18 protein-coding genes and 2 pseudogenes are annotated in these 20,293 nt (G+C 38.1%); 17 read left to right on the top strand and 3 right to left on the bottom strand.

Going from position 1 to position 20,293, the window contains the following annotated elements; all coding sequences use genetic code 11:
• Nucleotides 1-3: 3 nt before the first annotated feature.
• The 11 genes and pseudogenes from STRIC_RS05375 (at nt 4) to pepV (ending at nt 11,253) form a co-directional block, all read left to right on the top strand.
• Nucleotides 4-495 (top strand): YkgJ family cysteine cluster protein, encoded by a 492-nt coding sequence (locus STRIC_RS05375; RefSeq protein WP_008088922.1) that lies wholly within the window; start codon nt 4-6, stop codon nt 493-495.
• A gap of 124 nt (nt 496-619) precedes the next feature.
• Nucleotides 620-1,642, top strand: a complete 1,023-nt coding sequence (locus STRIC_RS05380; RefSeq protein ID WP_200857358.1) for an IS30 family transposase — start codon at nt 620-622, stop codon at nt 1,640-1,642.
• 163 nt (nt 1,643-1,805) lie between these two features.
• Entirely contained in the window at nt 1,806-2,591 is a 786-nt protein-coding gene (locus STRIC_RS05385; RefSeq protein ID WP_008088695.1) for a TrmB family transcriptional regulator, read from the top strand.
• Nucleotides 2,592-2,603: 12 nt separating this feature from the next.
• Nucleotides 2,604-3,439, top strand: a pseudogene (locus tag STRIC_RS05390) (sulfite exporter TauE/SafE family protein).
• Between the two features lie 15 nt (nt 3,440-3,454).
• Entirely contained in the window at nt 3,455-4,450 is a 996-nt protein-coding gene (locus STRIC_RS05395; protein WP_008088930.1) for an ornithine cyclodeaminase, read from the top strand.
• A gap of 364 nt (nt 4,451-4,814) precedes the next feature.
• The gene (locus STRIC_RS05400) at nt 4,815-5,504 is read left to right on the top strand and encodes a YjjG family noncanonical pyrimidine nucleotidase (protein WP_040832068.1); all 690 of its coding nucleotides are present in this window, start codon (nt 4,815-4,817) and stop codon (nt 5,502-5,504) included.
• A gap of 82 nt (nt 5,505-5,586) precedes the next feature.
• Nucleotides 5,587-6,960 (top strand): annotated as a pseudogene (locus STRIC_RS05405) (NAD-dependent succinate-semialdehyde dehydrogenase).
• An 89-nt stretch (nt 6,961-7,049) separates the two neighbouring features.
• The gene (uvrC, locus tag STRIC_RS05410) at nt 7,050-8,831 is read left to right on the top strand and encodes an excinuclease ABC subunit UvrC (RefSeq protein WP_008089270.1); all 1,782 of its coding nucleotides are present in this window, start codon (nt 7,050-7,052) and stop codon (nt 8,829-8,831) included.
• Nucleotides 8,832-8,957: 126 nt separating this feature from the next.
• On the top strand, nt 8,958-9,560 hold the full coding sequence (locus STRIC_RS05415) for a nitroreductase family protein (protein ID WP_008089153.1): 603 nt from the start codon (nt 8,958-8,960) through the stop codon (nt 9,558-9,560).
• 80 nt (nt 9,561-9,640) lie between these two features.
• Nucleotides 9,641-9,847: a hypothetical protein gene (locus tag STRIC_RS05420; RefSeq protein ID WP_008089316.1), complete on the top strand. Its 207-nt coding sequence runs from the start codon at nt 9,641-9,643 to the stop codon at nt 9,845-9,847.
• Nucleotides 9,844-11,253 (top strand): dipeptidase PepV, encoded by a 1,410-nt coding sequence (pepV, locus tag STRIC_RS05425; protein ID WP_008088798.1) that lies wholly within the window; start codon nt 9,844-9,846, stop codon nt 11,251-11,253. Before STRIC_RS05420 ends, pepV begins: the two co-directional genes overlap by 4 nt.
• A 93-nt stretch (nt 11,254-11,346) precedes the next feature.
• Here pepV and mnmE read toward each other — a convergent pair whose 3' ends face one another.
• Nucleotides 11,347-12,723, bottom strand: a complete 1,377-nt coding sequence (gene mnmE / locus STRIC_RS05430; protein ID WP_008089379.1) for a tRNA uridine-5-carboxymethylaminomethyl(34) synthesis GTPase MnmE — start codon at nt 12,721-12,723, stop codon at nt 11,347-11,349.
• 158 nt (nt 12,724-12,881) lie between these two features.
• Between mnmE and rpiA the strand changes: the two genes are divergently transcribed.
• The 6 genes from rpiA (at nt 12,882) to STRIC_RS05460 (ending at nt 18,052) form a co-directional block, all read left to right on the top strand.
• Nucleotides 12,882-13,559 carry a ribose-5-phosphate isomerase RpiA gene (gene rpiA, locus STRIC_RS05435; RefSeq protein ID WP_008088713.1) on the top strand — a complete coding sequence of 226 codons (678 nt, stop codon included), beginning with the start codon at nt 12,882-12,884 and terminating at the stop codon, nt 13,557-13,559.
• A 78-nt stretch (nt 13,560-13,637) separates the two neighbouring features.
• A complete protein-coding gene (locus tag STRIC_RS05440; RefSeq protein ID WP_008088805.1) occupies nt 13,638-14,849 on the top strand; it encodes a phosphopentomutase in 1,212 nt (403 codons plus the stop codon).
• A gap of 17 nt (nt 14,850-14,866) precedes the next feature.
• Complete coding sequence (gene arsC, locus STRIC_RS05445; RefSeq protein ID WP_008089289.1) at nt 14,867-15,274, top strand: arsenate reductase (glutaredoxin); 408 nt, start codon at nt 14,867-14,869, stop codon at nt 15,272-15,274.
• A gap of 17 nt (nt 15,275-15,291) precedes the next feature.
• Nucleotides 15,292-16,101, top strand: a complete 810-nt coding sequence (locus STRIC_RS05450; protein ID WP_008089507.1) for a purine-nucleoside phosphorylase — start codon at nt 15,292-15,294, stop codon at nt 16,099-16,101.
• A 471-nt stretch (nt 16,102-16,572) separates the two neighbouring features.
• Nucleotides 16,573-17,286, top strand: a complete 714-nt coding sequence (gene deoD / locus STRIC_RS05455) for a purine-nucleoside phosphorylase (protein WP_040832196.1) — start codon at nt 16,573-16,575, stop codon at nt 17,284-17,286.
• A complete protein-coding gene (locus tag STRIC_RS05460) occupies nt 17,279-18,052 on the top strand; it encodes a hypothetical protein (RefSeq protein ID WP_040832070.1) in 774 nt (257 codons plus the stop codon). The genes deoD and STRIC_RS05460 overlap by 8 nt, the downstream gene beginning before the upstream one ends.
• Before the next feature lie 102 nt (nt 18,053-18,154).
• Here the strand turns inward: STRIC_RS05460 and STRIC_RS05465 are convergent.
• Together STRIC_RS05465 and STRIC_RS05475 are read right to left on the bottom strand one after the other, a co-directional pair.
• Nucleotides 18,155-19,260, bottom strand: a protein-coding gene (locus tag STRIC_RS05465) for an IS3 family transposase (RefSeq protein ID WP_156033570.1) whose coding sequence is annotated in 2 segments (ribosomal slippage) — nt 18,155-18,984 and nt 18,984-19,260 — 1,107 coding nt in all. Because the reading frame shifts where the segments join, the coding sequence is not laid out codon by codon here.
• Nucleotides 19,261-19,332: 72 nt separating this feature from the next.
• Entirely contained in the window at nt 19,333-20,241 is a 909-nt protein-coding gene (locus STRIC_RS05475) for a LysR family transcriptional regulator (protein WP_008088765.1), read from the bottom strand.
• Between the last annotated feature and the right edge of the window lie 52 nt (nt 20,242-20,293).

Consider the following 20,293-nt stretch of genomic DNA (forward strand, 5'->3'; position numbering starts at 1 on the left):
GTAATGACAAAAGAAATTGATATCGACAAGTATCACCAACTAGCGCTTCAAAAACAATCAGAACACGCTAAATTTTTAGCCAGTTTGAAAAAGAAAGCCCCTAAAAACCTTGATAAAGTGGTACAAGAGATTCATCAAGAAATTGATTGCACAGCCTGTGCTAATTGTTGTAAAGATTTGGGACCTGATTTGACAGAATCGGACATCACCAAGATTGCTAAATTATTTCGCATGAAACTCGCTACATTTGAAAGCACTTATTTGCGCGTGGATGAGGATGGCGATAAAGTCTTTCAATCCATGCCCTGTCCTTTTTTAGGTGGGGATAATCTCTGTAGTATTTTCGATGTCCGCCCCAAAGCTTGTCGAGACTTTCCTCACACTGATCGAAAGAAAATTTATCAAATTAATCACTTAACCTTGAAAAATACTTTGATTTGCCCCGCAGCTTATCTCTTTGTTGAAAAACTCAGTCAAGCTTTGTCTAAAAAATAAACAATTTCCTCTAGTTTAATTAGGGGGAATTTTTTTTCCCGCGTTGTAAAATGAAGTGCAACAAAAAAGACATGTTCGTCTGATATACTAGAATTCCCCAATTCAGTATGGAAAGCAGATGAACATGTCCAACATTAATTCTACCAGAAAATCATCCTATTCTCATCTTTCAGCCACAGAACGGGGTGAAATTGCTGCTTATCTTAAAATGGGAAAGAAACCCGCTGAGATTGCTCGACTCTTGGGTCGTCACCGTTCTACAATCTGCCGAGAAATAAAACGTGGTTCAGTAGAACAGGTAAAGGATAAGAATGGAAAACAAACCTTCTTCAACGCCTATTTCGCTGATAGTGGGCAACGTGTCTATGAAACCAATCGTCAAAAGAGTTCTTATCTCAAGTTGAATGACTGCTCCGCTAGGTTCATTGAACAATTAGAATCTGCCTTGACGGCTAACATTCGTCTCCATAGTGTGGATAGTTTTGTTCAGACTTACAAAGTGAACCATCCTGAAGAAGTCGTCCCCTCTACCAAAACGATTTATCGTTATATCAAAGAGGGGGTATTAGCTATTAAACCAATCGATTTGCCTAAGATGGTTAGTATCAGAAAACGTTCTAAGAAAGTCATGAAGACGAATAAGAAGACTTTAGGTAAATCTATCGAAGAACGTCCAGAATATATTAATGATCGTTCTGAATTTGGGCATTGGGAGATTGATTTGGTTCTCGGCAAGAAAACCAAAGGTGAAGCTGTTATGTTGACTTTGGTAGAGCGCCAGACACGCTATGCACTAGGAGTTAAGCTAGAAGACAAGCAGTCCCAAACCATTAACCGTGCTGTCACGCATCTCATCAGTCAGTATCCTATTGCATCCATCACAGCGGATAATGGTTCTGAGTTTAGTTTACTCTCAAACTTAGAAGCTGTTGAAGTTTACTTTGCACATCCCTATTCTTCACATGAGAGAGGAAAAAACGAGAACTTCAATGGCCTCCTCAGAGAATATGTCCCTAAAGGAGTCTCACTTAATCCACTAACCTCTGAAGAACTTGACAATTATATTACTGCCATCAATGAGCGCCCAAGACGACTTCTTCAATATCAATCCTCAAAATTCCTGTTTGAGCTATCCCGAACAGCTTAACATCTGGAACTCTAGTTATCTATGAACTGGTTGCACTTGACTTGACAACTTGCGGGGAATTTTTTTAGATAAAAAATGTTAAAAAATCACAATTTTTAATTGACGAAGTGCTAAAGGCATTTTATAGTAGTTACTGTAAGTAGCTACTATAAAAGGAGTTCATATGCTGGTAAAGAAAATGAAACAATTCGGCTATACAGAATCAGAAACCAATATTTACTTAAGTTTGGTAGAAAATGGCTCAATGACAGGTTATGAAGTCAGTAAGAAGTCTGGCGTACCGCGCTCAAAGGTCTATAATAATTTGGAAAATCTGGTCAAAAAAGGTGTCGTACTTGTTAATAAAAGTGAACCAAAAATGTACTCAGCCTTGTCACCTGAAGAGTTTGTTAGCATGTTAAAACAAATGACTTTAAGTGATATTAATTATTTGGATGACCATCTTTCAAATGTGAAAGAAAAAGAAGCTGACGCTCTCTTGTGGCAGATGGAAAATAAAGAAGCGGTTCAATTAAAAATGTTATACATGATTGAGCATGCTAAGGAAAGTCTCTATATTCAAATTTGGGATGATTCTTTAACACCTGCCATTGTAGATGCTTTAACAGCAGCAGAGGCGCGTTTAGAAACCTTTGTTTGCATTTTATTTAGTGAAAGTGGTCATTATGCTCTACCTTTCAAACGTTTTTACCCTCATGGATTTGAAATGGATAAAATTAAAGATATGGGTGGGCATTGGGTTAACGTAATTTGTGATGATGCTATTGTTTTATTTGGAACCTTGGATACCAGATGTGATGTTATCTGGTCAAAAAATGTGGCCATGCGACAAATAGCTAAAGAATATGTTAAGCACGATGCCTACACTCTTAAGATTATTCAAGAACATGGAGATATCTTGTCACAAGATTATGGAAAAGACTTTGAAGGTATTCGACACATTTTTTAATGGAGATAGGCCATGACCTTCAAAAACATATTACTCATTTTAGTTGTTCTTGTGAATGCATACTTTGCAATCACCTTTATTAGGCACTTGTAAAAGGAAGAGCTAATACTTTAGCTCTTCCTTTTACAAGTGCCTTGATTTTCTTTTTATCAACTTTAGGGATTTCAGATTTTGCAATCAGTACCAGTTTATATCCACGTTTAAATTGGACCAGTGTCAAAAAGTTACCTGGAACCTTAAATACACAATGTACGATTCCAGTTGCGGTAATGGCACTTGCTTATATAACAAGTATTAAAGTTAGTATTGTGACGCTTGTGGTTTGCATTATTAGTCAAATGATTGGTTCCTATTTTGGGGCAAAATTTGCGGTCAAATTACCTGCTAATCAATTACGTTTGTCCATTGGCGTAGGAATGATTATTGCTGCCTTGATTATCTTTGGTGGTAAATTTGGCTGGCTACCAGGTGGTGGAGACGCTAGTGCACTTTCAGGTTTTAAATTGCTTATTGCAGCAGTAGCTTTAGCCATTTTTGGAGCTTTAAATAATATCGGTATCGGGTCATATGCTTTGACCATGATAACGGTTTACCTGTTAGGCCTCAATCCTGCTGTCGCTTTTCCAATTATGATGGGAGCAGCAACTTTCTCAGTCCCAGTTGGTAGTGTTCAATTCGTTAAATCTGGAGAATACAGCCGTAAAATTACACTCTTTACTTCAACCTTTGGCGTTTTAGGAGTTTTATGTGCCGTTTTTCTTGTTACTAGTTTGAATACTTCATTATTGCAATGGTTTGTGGCCTTTATTCTTTTGTACAGTGCCTACGGTATGTTAAAAAGACGATAAGAACGGAGGAAAAGGATGCTTATTTTAACAAAATCAGATATTGAACAATGTTTTAGCATGTCAGATGCTATCGCAGCCGCTAAGGAAGCTGTGAAACTCTATAGCGCTGGTAACTCAACAGTGCCTTTACGAACAAATTTGGAGGTGACTGATTTTAATGGTCAAAGCCTTTATATGCCTGCTGTAACTAAAGGTAATCAGTCGTCTTTAGGGGTGAAAATAGTTTCTGTTTATCCTGAAAATATTAACAAAGGTTTGCCTTCAGTTCCAGCCACAATGGTTTCTCTGGACCCAGAAACAGGCATTGTATCAGCTATTTTAGATGGAACTTACCTAACACAGTTGCGTACAGCAGCTATCCAAGGTGCAGCTACAGAAGAAATGGCCAATCCTGATGCTAAAATTGCCGGGCTCATTGGAACCGGCGGTCAAGGCTATCAACAGGCTATTGCCATGATGACAGCTCGAGATTTAGAAGAACTTAAAGTTTTTTATATTGATTTTGACCGAGCTAAAGCATTTGCTAAGGCCTTGACAAATGATGTCAAAGACGTCTTCAAGACTAAGATTTATGCCGTTGAAACAGCCAAGAAAGTTGTGTCGGACGTTGATATTCTTACATCAGTTACCACTTCTAAAGTCAATACTTTCAAGGCTTGGGACCTTAAAAAAGGAGTCCATGTCAATGGGATTGGCGCCTATACCCCTGAAATGTTAGAATTGCCAGCTGATCTATTAGTTGAAGCAGATGCTGTTATTTTTGATACAAATGATGGTGTTTTAGCTGAAGCAGGTGATATTCAGGCTCCCTTAAAAGATGGTCGACTTAAAAAAGAAGATTACAGTGGCGAACTTGGAGAATTATTGCTGGGCAAAATTAAAGGTCGTCAATGCAAAGAAGATGTCACTGTGTTTAAGAGTGTTGGTTCTGCGGTCTTAGACATTGTAACGGCTCAATTAATTATTGAAAAAGCCAAAGAAAAAGGAATTGGCACAGAAATTGACTTTTAAAATGATAAGATAATTGTAAAAACAAGCAAAGCTTTGCAAGAGATTTACTAAATATTCTATTTCTGCGAGCGATAGCGAGCTTATTAAGGCTACTTCCGCCGTGCTGAAAGTGTCTAAAATCCCTTTAATAGCAAGATTTTAGACACTCGAAACTGGCGAGACCTTAGGCTCGACAGTTAGGTATGGAATCCTTCTAAGAAGTCGCTACCGTCCGATAGCACCTAAGGAAAGTAGCAATAAATGACTTTTTCTTCAAACTGAAACAAGCAACAGCCTTGCTTGTTTTTTTATTTAACATTTGAAGAAGTCTTGTTTGGTCTCTTCATGATATAATAGTAAGCATTATCAGATGAGAGGTGTTTTTTTGAATTATCAGTTTTTATTATTCGATTTAGATCATACCCTATTAGATTTTGATGCTGCCGAAGATCAGGCTCTTGATGCGCTTTTAAACGATTATGGAGTAGAGGATATCCAAGCTTACAAGGCCTTTTATAAACCAATGAATCAAGCGCTATGGAAAGCATTGGAAGATAAGCAAATCAGCAAAAAAGAGCTGGTCAATAGTCGCTTCAGTCGCTTACTCGCCCATTTTGGAAGAAACGAAGACGGAATTGTTTTAGCTAACCGTTATCAGGAACATTTAAAAAAACAGGGACAAAGCTATATTGGTAGTAATGATTTACTAGCTAGGTTGAAACAAAGTGGCTATGAGCTATATGCGGCTACTAATGGCATTGCTAGTATTCAAAAGGAACGCTTGCAAGTTTCAGGATTAATGCCATATTTTAAGGCAGTTTTTGTTTCTGAACTTTCAGGATTTCAAAAACCCGATAAGGCTTTCTTTGATTGGTTCGCTGCTCAGATTCCCGATTATGACAGTTCCAAAACCTTGATGATTGGAGATAGTTTAACAGCAGATATCCAAGGAGGCCTTAATGCAGGAATTGATACCGTCTGGTTTAATCATCAACACTTATCAAACCAGACCACTATACAAGCTAAGTATGAGATTTCTTCCTATCAAGAACTTCTAAACTTACTTGATTCTTAGTGAAAAAAATAGCGTAGCCATTTTTTGAAATCGTTTTCAAAATCTGATAGACTTGAGATAATAAGAAAAGGAGGCTATGATTATGGCTTATAAAACAATTTACCCTTTTACAAACGAAGTCCTTCATGAATTCGACAATATGACTGATGGCAAATTAGAAGATGTTCTGGAAAGAGCACACTTACTTTATAAAAAATGGCGCAAGGAAGACGCTTTAGAAGACCGTAAAGCCCAACTCCATCAAATCGCAAATATTTTGCGTCGTGACCGTGACAAGTATGCTGAGATCATGACAAAAGATATGGGCAAGCTCTTCACAGAGGCGCAAGGCGAAATTGAACTCTGTGCTGATATTGCTGATTATTACGCTGATAAGGCAGATGACTTTTTAAAATCAACGCCACTAGAAACAGATTCTGGACAAGCTTATTACTTAAAACAAGCAACAGGTCTTATCTTAGCCGTTGAGCCTTGGAACTTCCCTTACTATCAAATCATGCGAGTTTTTGCGCCTAACTTTATTGTTGGTAATCCAATGGTCCTAAAACATGCATACATTTGCCCACGCTCGGCACAATCTTTTGAAGAATTGGTTAGAGAATCAGGCGCAGAAGAAGGAAGCTTTACCAATCTCTTTATTTCCTACGATCAAGTCTCTAAGGTTATAGATGATAAACGTGTCGTGGGTGTTTGCTTGACTGGTTCAGAACGTGGAGGCGCATCCATTGCCCAAGAAGCTGGTAAAAACCTTAAAAAGACGACTCTCTAATTGAGTGGTTATGATGCCTTTATCATCTTGGATGATGCTGACTGGGATGAATTGGAAAAGGTGCTTTATTTCTCACGCCTTTATAATGCAGGTCAAGTATGTACCTCTTCCAAACGCTTTATCGTTTTAGATAAGGATTATGACCGTTTTGTTGATCTCTTAACAAAGGTCTTTAGAACAGCTAAGTGGGGTGATCCTATGGATCCAGAAACCACATTAGCACCACTATCATCTGCTCAAGCTAAAGAAGATGTTCTTGAACAAATTCAGTTAGCGCTCGATCATGGGGCAGAGTTAATTTATGGTGGTGAAAGGATAGACCATCCAGGTAACTTCGTGATGCCAACGATTATCTCTGGCCTAACAAAAGACAATCCTATATATTATCAAGAAATCTTTGGGCCAGTCGGAGAAATCTACAAAGTCTCTAGTGAAGAAGAAGCCATTGAAGTGGCGAATGACTCCAATTATGGTTTAGGAGGCACTGTCTTTAGTAGTAACCAAGACCATGCTGAAAAAGTAGCCGCTCAAATTGAAACTGGTATGTCCTTTATCAACTCTGGTTGGACTAGCTTGCCAGAATTACCATTCGGTGGGATCAAGAATTCTGGTTATGGTCGCGAATTGAGCGAACTTGGTTTTACCTCATTTGTCAATGAACACCTTATTTACACACCAAATAAATAACCCTTTCGGTTTTAGAAAAGCCATAGAACATTTGCTTGTTTTATGGCTTTTTAATGTCAAACTTTCCTTAAATTTGATAGAATAAGACCATGAATGAACTGATTAAACACAAACTGGAGTTGCTTCCTGATAGCCCAGGTTGTTATTTACATAAAGATAAAAATGGTACCATTATTTACGTTGGTAAAGCTAAGAATTTACGCAATCGAGTTCGCTCTTATTTTCGTGGTAGTCATGATACGAAAACGGAATTATTAGTATCAGAAATCGAGGATTTTGAATTCATCGTTACAGAATCCGATACAGAAGCGCTCTTGTTGGAGATTAATCTCATTCAAGAGAATATGCCCAAGTATAATATCAAATTAAAAGATGATAAATCCTACCCTTTCATTAAAATCACTAATGAGCAGTTCCCGTGTTTAATGATTACCAGACAAATTAAGAAAAAAGATGGCCTCTATTTTGGACCCTACCCAGATTCTTATACGGCTAACGAGGTCAAGAAACTACTTGACCGGATTTTCCCTTTTAAAAAATGCAAGAATCCTGTCAATAAAGTATGCTTTTACTATCATCTAGGGCAATGTCATGCTCATACCATTTGTCACACGGATAAAGCTTATTGGGATCAACTGGTAGACGATGTCAAGCACTTTTTAAACGGAAAAGATGACAAAATCATTGATGGCTTACGTGCCAAGATGCTGGTGGCTTCTGAAAAGATGGCCTTTGAACAAGCTGCCGAGTATCGTGACTTGATTTCTGGAATTGCAACCATGCGCACCAAACAAAGGGTTATGAGTAAAGACCTGCAAGACCGTGATATTTTTGGTTATTTTGTTGATAAGGGATGGATGTGTGTGCAGGTCTTCTTTGTCCGCCAAGGAAAACTAATTCAAAGAGATGTCAATATGTTTCCTTATTACAATGAAGCTGAGGAAGATTTTTTGACTTACATTGGTCAATTTTATCAGGACAAGAATCATTTTGTGCCTAAAGAAGTCTTTATTCCTTCAGACATTGATGACAAGTTAGTAGCAGCTATTGTGCCAAGTAAGATTATCAAGCCCCAAAGAGGGGAGAAAAAACAATTAGTTGCACTGGCCACCAAGAATGCCAGAGTTAGTCTGCAACAAAAATTTGATCTTTTGGAAAAAGACCTGAAAAAAACAAGCGGTGCGATCGAAGACTTAGGGCAGTTATTAGGTATTCCAAGACCAATGAGAATTGAGGCTTTTGATAACTCAAATATCCAAGGGACAAGCCCTGTAGCGGCTATGGTTGTTTTTGTTAATGGTAAGCCAAGTAAAAAAGATTATCGCAAATTTAAAATAAAAACAGTAATTGGTCCAGATGATTATGCTAGCATGCGTGAAGTCATTTATCGTTGGTATAGCCGAGTGCAAAAAGACCAGCTTCAAGCTCCTGATTTAATTATCATTGATGGGGGACAAGGGCAGGTCAATGTAGCTAGAGATGTCATTGAAAACCAACTTGGCTTGTCCATTCCAGTAGCGGGTCTTCAGAAAAATGACAAGCACCAAACCCAAGAATTATTGTTTGGGAATCCCTTGTCCATCGTAGAATTACCGCGACAATCTGAAGTCTTCTTTTTGTTGCATCGTATTCAAGATGAGGTACACCGTTTTGCCAAAACTTTTCACAGACAAGTGCGCAGTAAAAACTCTTTTTCTTCAAAGCTGGATCATATTTCTGGCTTAGGACCTAAGCGAAAACAAGCCTTATTAAAACATTTCAAGAATATGGCTGTTATTGAAAAGGCTAGCGAAGAAGAAATCAGATCTTTAGGTATACCAGAAGCAGTTGTTAGAGCTTTAAAAGAGAGCTTTAAAGTCAAAGAGGAGTAAGAAAATCTTGTAAAACTATTTTAGTGTGCAGGTGTGGTAAAAATTGAAAAATAGATGAAAACAGTTTCAAATCATGCTAAAATAGAAATGCAAGATAAAATTTAATATTAGATTGGAACGCATTACATGAAATTTTTAGAATTGAATAAAAAGCGTCATGCTATTAAAACTTTCAACGACAAACCCGTTGATTTTAAAGACCTACGAACGGCTATTGAAATCGCTACATTAGCACCTAGTGCTAATAACATTCAGCCTTGGAAATTTGTTATTGTTGAAGACAAAAAAGAAGCCTTAGCCAAAGACTTGCCATTGGCTAATAAGGATCAGGTAGAACAAGCACAATATGTAGTGGCTCTCTTTTCAGATACTGATTTAGCGCTTCGCTCCCGAAAAATTGCTAGAATTGGTGTTAAATCATTGCCAGATGACTTAATCGGATATTACATGGAAACCTTACCTCCACGTTTTGCTAAATTTTCTGACGTACAAACGGGAGAGTATCTAGCTGTAAATGCAGGGTTAGTTGCTATGAATCTAGTGCTTGCCTTAACAGACCAAAAAATTGCTTCCAATATTATTCTTGGTTTTGACAAGCGTATCACTAACGAAATTCTAGACATTGATCCGAGATTCCGACCTGAATTATTAATTACAGTCGGTTATAGTGATGAGATGCCAGAACCAAGTTACCGCTTACCAGTAGACGAAGTGATTGAACGTCGTTAGTAGAGATAGGTTACTTTGATACCATCGAAACGATTTTAATCTGTTAAGAGGGATAATAGAGTTAGCTACAGAAAGGCTTTATGATGAAAAAAGAAAGTGATTGGATCAGTACTCAAGATTATTTTTTTATCTTGATAGTTTCCTCTTTAGTTGGACTATCTGTTTTTAAACTAGGAACTCTAATAGCTCTAGTGCCATGGTTATCAGTAATTTTAGGATTAGCAACTATTGGCTTAACAGCTACTTTGCTATCTTACTTATATCTTAAAATAAAGGAGAAAAAATGACAGCGATTGATTTTAAAGCAGAAGTAGAAAAACGCAAAGATGACTTGATGGCAGATTTATCAAGCCTTCTTCGCATTAATTCAGAACGAGATGATTCACAGGCGGATGCTCAGCACCCCTTTGGGCCTGGACCGGTAAAAGCTTTAGAACATTTTTTAGCTATGGCAGAGCGTGATGGTTATCAGACTCGTAACATCGATAATTATGCTGGTGACTTTGAATTCGGACAAGGTGATGAAGTTCTTGGTATTTTTGGACACTTAGATGTTGTACCAGCTGGAAGTGGTTGGGAGACAGATCCTTATGAACCCGTGGTTAAAGATAACCGTCTTTATGCGCGTGGTTCATCAGATGATAAAGGTCCTACCATGGCATGCTACTATGGTTTGAAAATCATTAAAGAATTGGGCTTACCTGTTTCTAAAAAAGTCCGTTTCATTGTAGGGACAGATGAAGAATCAGGCTGGGGTGATGTGGATTACTATTTTGCTCATAATGGGCTTAAAGATCCAGATTTCGGCTTTTCTCCTGATGCTGAATTTCCGATTATCAATGGTGAAAAAGGTAATATCACGGAATACCTTCACTTCCCTGGTCAAAATGAAGGTGCCTTTATCCTTCATACCTTTGCTGGTGGTTTACGTGAAAACATGGTGCCAGAATCAGCAACAGCTCTTATTAGTGCTCCCCATGAAGCCCATGTGATTGAAGCAGCTTTAGAACAATTCTTGTCTGAACAATCAGTTGAGGGGAATCTAAAAGCAGTAGATGGTAAGTTACAAATCACCATTATAGGTAAGTCAGCTCACGGGTCAACGCCAGAAGCAGGTATTAATGGTGCTACCTTATTAGCAAAATTCTTAAGCCAATTCACGTTTGAAGGGGCAGCAAAGGATTATTTGCATATTGCTGGAGAAGTTCTTCACTTAGATTTTGAAGCAGAAAAATTAGGATTAGCCTTTAAAGATGACAAAATGGGTGCTCTAAGCATGAATGCTGGTGTCTTTAAGTTTGATAAAGAGGCTACAGATAACACCATAGCGTTGAATTTCCGTTATCCAAAAGGAATTGATGCCAACATCATCAAAAAAGGGCTTGAGCAATTACCAGGCGTTGCCAGTGTCACCTTATCTGAGCATGAACACACACCACACTATGTGACTATGGAAGATGAATTAGTCTCAACTTTGCTATACGTTTATGAAAAACAAACTGGTCTAAAAGGTTATGAACAGGTTATTGGAGGGGGCACTTTTGGACGTCTCTTAAAACGTGGGGTTGCTTTTGGAGCCATGTTCCCAGGTGATGAAAACACGATGCACCAGGCTAATGAGTACATGCCACTGGACAATATTTTCCGATCAGCGGCTATTTATGCTGAAGCCATCTATGAATTAATCAAATAAGAAAAAGAAAAGCTCTGGAAAAATCAATTTCCAGAGGCTTTGTCTTCAATCTGAAAGGAACTCATTGGGGTTCCTTTTTTTGAGGTCATTTTTTTATTTCCCTAGGCAGAACTGGCTAAATAATTGTGTAATCAGCTCATCAGGGGCAGCGTCTCCTGTAATTTCTCCCAAAATTTGCCAGGTTCTTGTCATATCCACTTGAAGCAAATCAACTGGCATGCCTAAATCTAGTCCTTCATTGACTGCTTGGAGACTTTGAACCGCCTGCTCGATTAAAGAAATGTGACGAGCGTTAGATAAATAGGTGGCATCGTGTTCAACGAGACCGGCATTATCAAAGAAGAGTTGATTGATACGATCTTCAATTTGATCGATGTTTTTATTTTGTATGACAGAGATTTCAATCGTATTTTCTGGCAACTGCTCTTTTTCAATCAGTTGAGGCAAGTCAGTTTTATTTAATAAAATAATACGGTTGCTTCCTTGACTGAGTTCAAGTAAGAGACGATCTTGCTCAGTTAAGGCTTCAGAGGCATTTAAAACGAGTAACACTAAATCAGCCTCTTGAAGTGCTTTTTTAGAACGTTCAACACCAATTTTTTCGACGATGTCATCCGTGTCACGGATACCAGCTGTATCCACTAGCTTGAGAGGCACTCCTTTAATATTAACGTACTCTTCAATAACATCACGTGTTGTTCCTGCAATATCGGTAACAATGGCTTTTTCTTCTCGTAATAAGTTGTTTAATAAACTTGACTTACCAACATTGGGACGTCCAATAATAGCGGTGGATAGACCTTCTCGCAAAATTTTACCCCGTTTAGCGGTGCGTAAGAGATTCTCCAACAAACTTTGAAACACTTTGGTTTTTTCACGCATCAAAGCAGTGGTCATTTCTTCAACGTCATCATACTCTGGGTAGTCGATATTGACTTCTACTTGCGCTAGAGTATTGAGGATTTCCTGACGAGTATTATTAATCAGTTGAGCTAAGGAGCCATCAAGCTGTTTAACTGCAATGGCCATAGCCTTATCGGTTTTGGCACGGATTAAATCCATGACAGCCTCAGCCTGAGTCAAGTCGACTCGACCATTTAAGAAGGCTCTTTTGGTAAATTCACCAGGCTCTGCCATTCGAGCACCTTGTCTTAATAAAAGTTGTAAAATCTCATTTGTGACAGCGATACCGCCATGGGTATTGATTTCAATCACATCTTCTCTAGTAAAGGTTTTGGGAGCTAACATAACTGTAACCATGACTTCATCAATGATTTGATTGTTTTTAGGGTCAATGATATGTCCGTAATTAATGGTATGAGAAGCTACCTTATCAAGTGCTTTACCTTTAAAGACAGAATTAGCGATGGCTAAGGCTTGACTTCCGGATAAGCGAACAATGCCAATAGCACCTTCTCCAAGAGGGGTTGAAATAGCTGTAATAGTATCAAATTCTTTAGTTATACTCATGTCCTCTATTTTAGAATAAGTCCTGTCAGAAAGCAAGGTATTACCATCTGAGAATGGAAAAAGACAGTGGGTAGAGCAAAGAGAGATTTTCATTAACAAGTTGGCGCTTTCATGTTATAATAAAGTGTTAGGATTTAAAGTTACCAAAAGGAGGAATCATGGAAGCACTAAAAAAGATTGCTGGTCTTAAAGCTGCGCAATTTGTAACAGATGGAATGACCATTGGTCTTGGAACAGGTTCAACTACTTATTTTTTTGTTGAAGAAATTGGTCGACGAGTGAATGAAGAAGGGCTAAAGGTTGTTGGAGTGACCACATCAAGTGTCACTACTAAGCAAGCACAGGGTCTTGGCATTCCTTTGAAATCAATTGATGAGGTTGATAGTATTGATTTAACCGTCGATGGAGCGGACGAAGTAGATAGTCAATTCAATGGCATTAAAGGTGGCGGAGCTGCCCTACTTATGGAAAAAATCGTAGCCACTCCAACAAAAGAATACATTTGGGTGGTAGACGAATCCAAAATGGTTAACCAATTAGGTGCTTTCAAATTACCTGTCGAAGTCGTGCAATATGGCGCACAAAGACTATTTCGTGTTTTTGAAAAAGCGGAATACAAACCCTCTTTTCGAATGAAAGACGACCAACGCTTAGTCACTGATATGCAAAATTTCATCATTGACTTAGACTTGGGTACTATTGAAGATCCAAAAGCTTTTGGTCACATGTTGGACCAGACAGTTGGTGTTGTGGAGCATGGCCTCTTTAATGGTATGGTTGATAAGGTAATTGTGGCTGGCCAAGATGGTGTTAGCACTTTAGAAGCTAATAAATAAGCCATTTCTTAGTTAAATTTGTTAAATATTTTATAGGTTTTGGGGAGCCAACCGTAACCTCCCCTAGATTGGAGACTTATGTCAAAATTTAATCGTATTCACTTGGTCGTTTTGGATTCTGTTGGGATTGGTGCTGCACCAGATGCTGATAAATTCTTTAATGCCGGTGTAGCTGATACAGATTCTGACACGCTCGGTCATATTTCAGAAACTGCAGGATTAGCGGTTCCGAATATGGCAAAATTAGGACTTGGAAACATTTCTCGTCCAGTTCCTTTAAAGACAGTTCTAACTGAAGCAGAGCCAAGTGGCTACGCTACTAAGTTGGAAGAGGTATCACTTGGTAAAGACACCATGACAGGCCACTGGGAAATTATGGGCTTGAATATTACAGAACCTTTTGATACTTTCTGGGATGGATTCCCAGAAGAAATCTTAACAAAGATTGAAGAATTCTCAGGTCGCAAAATTATTCGTGAAGCTAACAAACCCTATTCTGGAACAGCTGTTATTGATGATTTTGGACCACGCCAAATGGAAACAGGTGAGTTGATTGTTTATACATCAGCAGACCCAGTTCTTCAAATTGCTGCGCATGAAGAGATCATCCCACTTGATGAATTATACCGAATTTGTGAGTATGCCCGCTCAATCACATTGGAACGTCCAGCACTCTTAGGACGCATTATTGCCCGTCCATATGTGGGTACACCAGGTAACTTTACCCGTACCTCAAATCGTCATGATTACGCCTTGTCCCCATTCCAAGATACAGTACTTAATAAACTTGCACAAGCAGGTATTTCAACTTATGCTGTTGGTAAGATTAATGATATCTTTAATGGTTCAGGAATCACAAATGATATGGGACACAATAAGTCTAATAGTCATGGTGTCGATACCTTAATCAAAACCTTGCAATTACCTGAGTTTACAAAAGGTTTTTCTTTCACTAACTTGGTAGACTTTGATGCTAACTTTGGTCACCGCCGTGATGTCGAAGGTTACCGCGATTGCTTGCAAGAATTTGATAACCGTCTTCCTGAAATTATGGCACATATGAAAGAAGATGACTTACTTCTTATTACAGCAGACCATGGTAATGATCCAACTTATGCAGGGACAGACCATACCCGTGAGTACATTCCTTTATTAGCTTATTCAGCTTCCTTTACTGGAAATGGTGTCATTCCACAAGGTCATTTTGCAGATATTTCTGCTACAATTGCTGAAAACTTTAGTGTAGAAACAGCTATGATTGGGGAATCCTTCCTTAATCACTTAAACTAAAATAGATAAGGGAAATTATGGAAGAAATCACCATATATCATAATCCAAACTGTGGGACGTCCCGAAATGTATTAGCCATGATTCGTCATACAGGGATTGAACCAACAATTGTTGAATACCTAAAAACGCCTCCAAGTCAAGACAAATTGGAAGAGCTTTTGGCTGAAATGGGAGTTAGCGCTAGAGATATTTTACGGACTAATGTTCCTGAATTTGATAGCCATCATTTAGCGGATTTGTCTTTAAGTGAGGAAAAGATTTTAGACATAATGGTATCAAATCCTATTTTGATTAATCGTCCCATTGTGGTAACTTCAAAAGGAGTCAAGCTTTGCCGACCTTCTGAAACTTTATTAGATATTCTTCCTATTCCCTTGCCTAGTCCCTATACAAAAGAAGATGGGGAATTGGTTTATCCAATCTAAAATAAAGGAGATTTTCGATGTCACTGATGACAAAAATTACAGAAACAAAAGATTATTTATTAGCACAGGGTGTGAGTGCACCTGAGTTTGGTCTGATTTTAGGATCAGGACTTGGTGAGCTAGCTGAAGAAGTTGAAAATGCAATTGTTATTGATTACGCAGATATTCCCAATTGGGGACAATCAACAGTAGTTGGTCATGCTGGTAAATTGATTTATGGTGATTTGGCTGGTCGTAAAGTTTTAGCCTTGCAAGGACGTTTCCATTTTTATGAAGGTAACAAAATGGAAGCTGTGACCTTCCCGGTTCGTGTGATGAAAGCCCTAGGTTGTCAAGGTGTAGTAGTGACGAATGCTGCAGGTGGTATTGGTTGTGGTCCTGGAACTTTAATGGCTATTACAGACCATATCAATATGACAGGTAACAATCCATTAATCGGTGAAAACCTAGAAGAATTTGGACCACGTTTCCCAGATATGTCAAATGCTTATACCTCTGAGTATCGTGAGATTGCTCACCGTGTGGCCAAAGACAAAGGTATTACACTTGAAGAAGGTGTTTATATGGGCTTAACGGGACCAACCTATGAAACACCAGCAGAAATCCGTGCCTTTAAAGTGCTAGGAGCTGATGCCGTTGGAATGTCAACAGTCCCAGAAGTTATTGTAGCAGCACATTCTGGATTAAAAGTTCTAGGTATTTCTGCCATTACTAACTTTGCTGCTGGTTTCCAATCAGAATTGAACCACGAAGAAGTGGTTGAAGTCACACAACATATCAAAGAAGACTTCAAAGGATTAGTAAAAGCAATCCTAACTGAACTCTAAAATAACAGTTTAAAATAAATACTCAGTAAGGTTAGGTTAGGGTTCGCTCACTAACCTTCTACAAAATAAAAGGAAAGGTAGGGCTAGCTGTATTCATTGGTTCGAACTCGTGCTAAGGACTTGGTCAAAAAGATAAGTTGTCGAGAAAATCAGGATTTTCTGCCAACTTCCTATTTTGCCTTTGTCCTCTTAACGTCTTTAGTATGATGAAATTTGAACTCGAGCGGAAAGCTTGGAAAATAGATAACCCTCGTCAGAAATCAGGATTTCTGCTCAGGTTCCTAATTTTCAGTCGCTTTCTGTTCGCTCTCTGATCTTTTTACAAAATAAAAGGAAAGGTAGGGCTAACTGTATTCATTGAATTGAATACTGGCGGAGAACTGTGTAAAAAAGATAAACTGTCTAGCATCTGGGATGCGTCGTCAGTTTCCTATTTTTACTTTGTTCTCTGTCGCCCTTTATATCTTAATAATGTCTATTCATATTTCTGCAAAACCAGGCGAAATTGCTGATAAAATTTTACTTCCTGGTGACCCTCTTCGCGCCAAGTTTATCGCTGAGAATTTCTTAGAAGACGCTGTCTGCTTCAATGAAGTGCGTAACATGTTTGGTTATACTGGAACTTATAAAGGTCACCGTGTTTCTGTCATGGGAACTGGTATGGGATTGCCTTCTATTTCGATTTATGCCCGTGAATTGATTGTTGATTACGGGGTAAAAACATTGATTCGTGTCGGTACCGCTGGTGCTATTGATCCAGATGTCCACGTTCGTGAACTGGTTTTGGCACAAGCTGCTGCGACAAACTCAAATATTATTCGTAATGATTTCCCAGAATTTGATTTCCCACAAATTGCTGATTTTGGTCTTTTAGATAAGGCTTATCATATTGCAAAAGAAATGGGAATTACGACTCACGTTGGAAACGTGCTCTCATCAGATGTTTTCTACTCTAATATGCCAGAACGTAATATGGCACTTGGAAAACTTGGTGTTAAAGCCATTGAAATGGAAGCAGCGGCACTTTACTATCATGCTGCACAACATCATGTCAAAGCACTTGGTATTATGACAATTTCTGATAACTTGAATGACCCAAGTGAAGATACAACTGCAGAAGAACGTCAAACAACTTTCACAGATATGATGAAGGTTGGTTTAGAAACTTTAATCGCAAATGACTGATATAACTAAAACAATAGACATCCTTTTGGATGTCTATGCTTATAATCACGCCTATAAAATTGCTAAATCCTTACCTGAATTTCCAAATAAAGCCCTTTATTTAATTGAGCTTTTGAAAGAAAGACGGGAGTTAAATGTCTCTTATCTCTTTCAACACAATACACAAAATAAAGCGATTGAAGAAGCTTATGATATTAACTTAATCATGAATGCTAATCCAGAAGAGGAACAGATAGCTAATTATATCTTAGATTTGGAAGTCAAAGCTAAGAACGGTGACATCATAGATTTTGTAAGATCTGTCTCTCCCATTCTTTACCGATTGTTTCTGAGATTGATGGAAAAGGAAGTTCCGCAATTCAAGTCTTATATTTTTGATGCCAAAAATGATCAGTATGATACTTGGAATTTTCAGGCCATGTTAGACTCTAATCTTGAGGTTTTTAAAACTTATCTTTCTCAAAGGCAATCTAGAAATGTGACCACAAGAAGTTTGGCCGATTTATTAGTTTTATCTAATCTTTCAGAGGAAATCAAAACATTAGTAGTGACTCTTAGAAAATTTGAAAAGTCTGTACGTAACCCTTCAGCACACTTAATTAAGCCATTTGATGAAGAAGAACTGCACCGAACTACGCATTTTTCCTCACAAGTTTTTTTAGAGGGTATTATTAGGTTAGCAACTTTTTCTGGAGTTTCCTACCAAAGAGAGCCATTCTATTTTGATCAAGTCAATGCTATTATCGAAAAAGAATTAGGCATTTAATGCCTCTGATTTAATACGACAGACACTTTAAAACACCATTTTGAAATGGTGTTTTGAAAAGGCAACACTTTTCTGTACAACATTTATAAAGTGCTTTTTTCTTTAAGCAATTAATCTCCATGTCATGGGTGTCTGGTAGTTGAGACTGCCATGAATGCGATGGTAATTCCACCAGTGCACATAATCTTTCGTTTTAAGGATTAATTCTTCCAGTGACTGAAAGGTTTCTTGATGAATAAATTCAATTTTGAAAGCGCGATAGGTGCTCTCAGCTACCGCATTGTCATAGGGACAGCCTGCTTGGCTTAGAGAACGATTGATTCCAAAAGCTTCCAACATGTCATCAATCAGCTGATTATCAAACTCCTTCCCACGATCAGAATGGAAGATCTTGACCTTGGTCAGAGCGTAAGGGATGCTCTGAATCGCTTGTTTAACCAATTCGGCGGTCTTATGCCAACCAACTGACAAACCGATGATTTCACGATTGAAGAGATCAATAATCAAGCAAACATAAGCCCAGCTATTACCGACACGAACGTAGGTTAAGTCTGTTACTAAAGCATTTAGAGGCTTTTCTTGATGAAATTGTCTGGCTAAGTGATTAGGAATAGCTGCCACATTCTTCCCTTTTGAATGTGGCTTGAAGGCTGCTTTCTGATAAACGGATACTAAGTTGAGTTTGTGCATGATGCGACGAATCCGACGACGAGACAGCTGGATGCCTTCATTTTCCAAACATTTCTTGATTTTCCTAGCCCCGTATCTGGCCTTACTTTCGAGAAAAATAGCTTTGATATTTTCTTCAAGTTCCGCTTCAGAGACTGGTTTAACAGCCTTGTAGTAATAGCTAGAACGAGGAATGTTCAACCAACGACACATGGCTGAAATGCTATATTTGTCTTTATTAGCAGTGATTACTTCTCTTTTCGTGCCATAATCACCGCCGCTTGCTTTAGGATATCTAACTGCATTTCGAGTTCTTTATTACGCTTTCGGAGTTCAATCAGTTCACGCTGCTCATCTGTAAGATTATCAATAGTTTTAAAGGAACCAGTTGTTTTAGCCTGACGTACCCACTTATCGAAGGTTGATGGGGTTAACTCATATTCTTTGATAAGCTCACTTCGTTTCATCCCTGCATTGTGAAGGTCAACGATTTGTTGCTTAAAGTCATCGGTGAAGTGGCGTCGTATTTTTCTAGACATAATATTCTCCTATTTTCTTTAGTGTAGAACACTTTATAAATTCTGTCTAGTTTAGTGTAACCTATTCATTTTTTATTGATTAAATTTAACTTCTTCTAGAAAATAATGAATAAAACGTTCCCCCATTTTAGACAGATTAGCTTTTTCGTGTTTGATAAAGACAATATCAATATCATCAGGAACATCAAGAGGAATGGCAACAATTTGATCGCCGTTAAGATGGCTATTTAAAATACCACTTGCCACTGTATAGCCATCAAGTCCAACCATCAAATTAAAAAGCGTAGCCCTATCACTAACAACGATTGATTTGTTATGAGGCATATGAGCCATCATTTCTTCAGAAAAATAGAAGGAGTTATGGAGACCTTGGTCATAACTAAGATAAGGAAAATCAATCAAATCATCAGTTGTTAATAAACTTCTATGAGCGAGAGGATGTGCCTTACTGATAAAAATATGAGGGTGTGCTTTGAAGAGCCTTGAAACAGTTAGATGATTGTCTTCAAAAAGTTTAGTGAGAACATCTCTATTGTAATCATTAATGAACAGTACCCCAATTTCGGAACGAAAGTTTTTAACATCATCAATGATCTCCCAGGTTCTAGTTTCTCTTAAAAACAGTTCATACTGAGTCATGTCAGTTCGCTTTAACAATGAGACAAAGGCATTGACCACAAAGGCATAATGTTGAGAAGAGACACTAAAGAGTTCTCGATTTTGGTTTTGATTTTTGTAACGGTCTTCTAAAAGAGAGGTTTGTTCAATAATTTGTCTAGCATAAGATAAAAATTCGACCCCATCTTTGGTCAAAGTGATGCCTTTAGGGTTTCGAATAAAAATGGTAATGCCCATCTCTTTTTCCAAATCCTTAACAGCATTGGATAAACTAGGTTGGGTAATAAACAATTGTTTAGCAGCTTCATTCATAGAACCGCATTCTACAATTTTAATTATGTAATGTAACTGTTGAATTCTCATACTGACAGTCTATCTCAAAAAAAATAAAGAAGCAAGTGGAAGTCTTAGGAAG

The organism is Streptococcus ictaluri 707-05 (genome assembly GCF_000188015.2).
Classification (GTDB): Bacteria; Bacillota; Bacilli; order Lactobacillales; family Streptococcaceae; genus Streptococcus; species Streptococcus ictaluri.

Excerpts from the sequence above, each read along its gene's own strand:
- STRIC_RS05375 (WP_008088922.1), top strand. The coding sequence starts at position 4 with ATGACAAAAGAAATTGATATCGACAAGTATCACCAACTAGCGCTTCAA.
- STRIC_RS05380 (WP_200857358.1), top strand. The coding sequence starts at position 620 with ATGTCCAACATTAATTCTACCAGAAAATCATCCTATTCTCATCTTTCA.
- STRIC_RS05385 (WP_008088695.1), top strand. The coding sequence starts at position 1,806 with ATGCTGGTAAAGAAAATGAAACAATTCGGCTATACAGAATCAGAAACC.
- STRIC_RS05395 (WP_008088930.1), top strand. The coding sequence starts at position 3,455 with ATGCTTATTTTAACAAAATCAGATATTGAACAATGTTTTAGCATGTCA.
- uvrC (WP_008089270.1), top strand. The coding sequence starts at position 7,050 with ATGAATGAACTGATTAAACACAAACTGGAGTTGCTTCCTGATAGCCCA.
- STRIC_RS05415 (WP_008089153.1), top strand. The coding sequence starts at position 8,958 with ATGAAATTTTTAGAATTGAATAAAAAGCGTCATGCTATTAAAACTTTC.
- STRIC_RS05420 (WP_008089316.1), top strand. The coding sequence starts at position 9,641 with ATGATGAAAAAAGAAAGTGATTGGATCAGTACTCAAGATTATTTTTTT.
- pepV (WP_008088798.1), top strand. The coding sequence starts at position 9,844 with ATGACAGCGATTGATTTTAAAGCAGAAGTAGAAAAACGCAAAGATGAC.
- mnmE (WP_008089379.1), bottom strand. The coding sequence starts at position 12,723 with ATGAGTATAACTAAAGAATTTGATACTATTACAGCTATTTCAACCCCT.
- rpiA (WP_008088713.1), top strand. The coding sequence starts at position 12,882 with ATGGAAGCACTAAAAAAGATTGCTGGTCTTAAAGCTGCGCAATTTGTA.
- STRIC_RS05440 (WP_008088805.1), top strand. The coding sequence starts at position 13,638 with ATGTCAAAATTTAATCGTATTCACTTGGTCGTTTTGGATTCTGTTGGG.
- arsC (WP_008089289.1), top strand. The coding sequence starts at position 14,867 with ATGGAAGAAATCACCATATATCATAATCCAAACTGTGGGACGTCCCGA.
- STRIC_RS05450 (WP_008089507.1), top strand. The coding sequence starts at position 15,292 with ATGTCACTGATGACAAAAATTACAGAAACAAAAGATTATTTATTAGCA.
- deoD (WP_040832196.1), top strand. The coding sequence starts at position 16,573 with ATGTCTATTCATATTTCTGCAAAACCAGGCGAAATTGCTGATAAAATT.
- STRIC_RS05460 (WP_040832070.1), top strand. The coding sequence starts at position 17,279 with ATGACTGATATAACTAAAACAATAGACATCCTTTTGGATGTCTATGCT.
- STRIC_RS05475 (WP_008088765.1), bottom strand. The coding sequence starts at position 20,241 with ATGAGAATTCAACAGTTACATTACATAATTAAAATTGTAGAATGCGGT.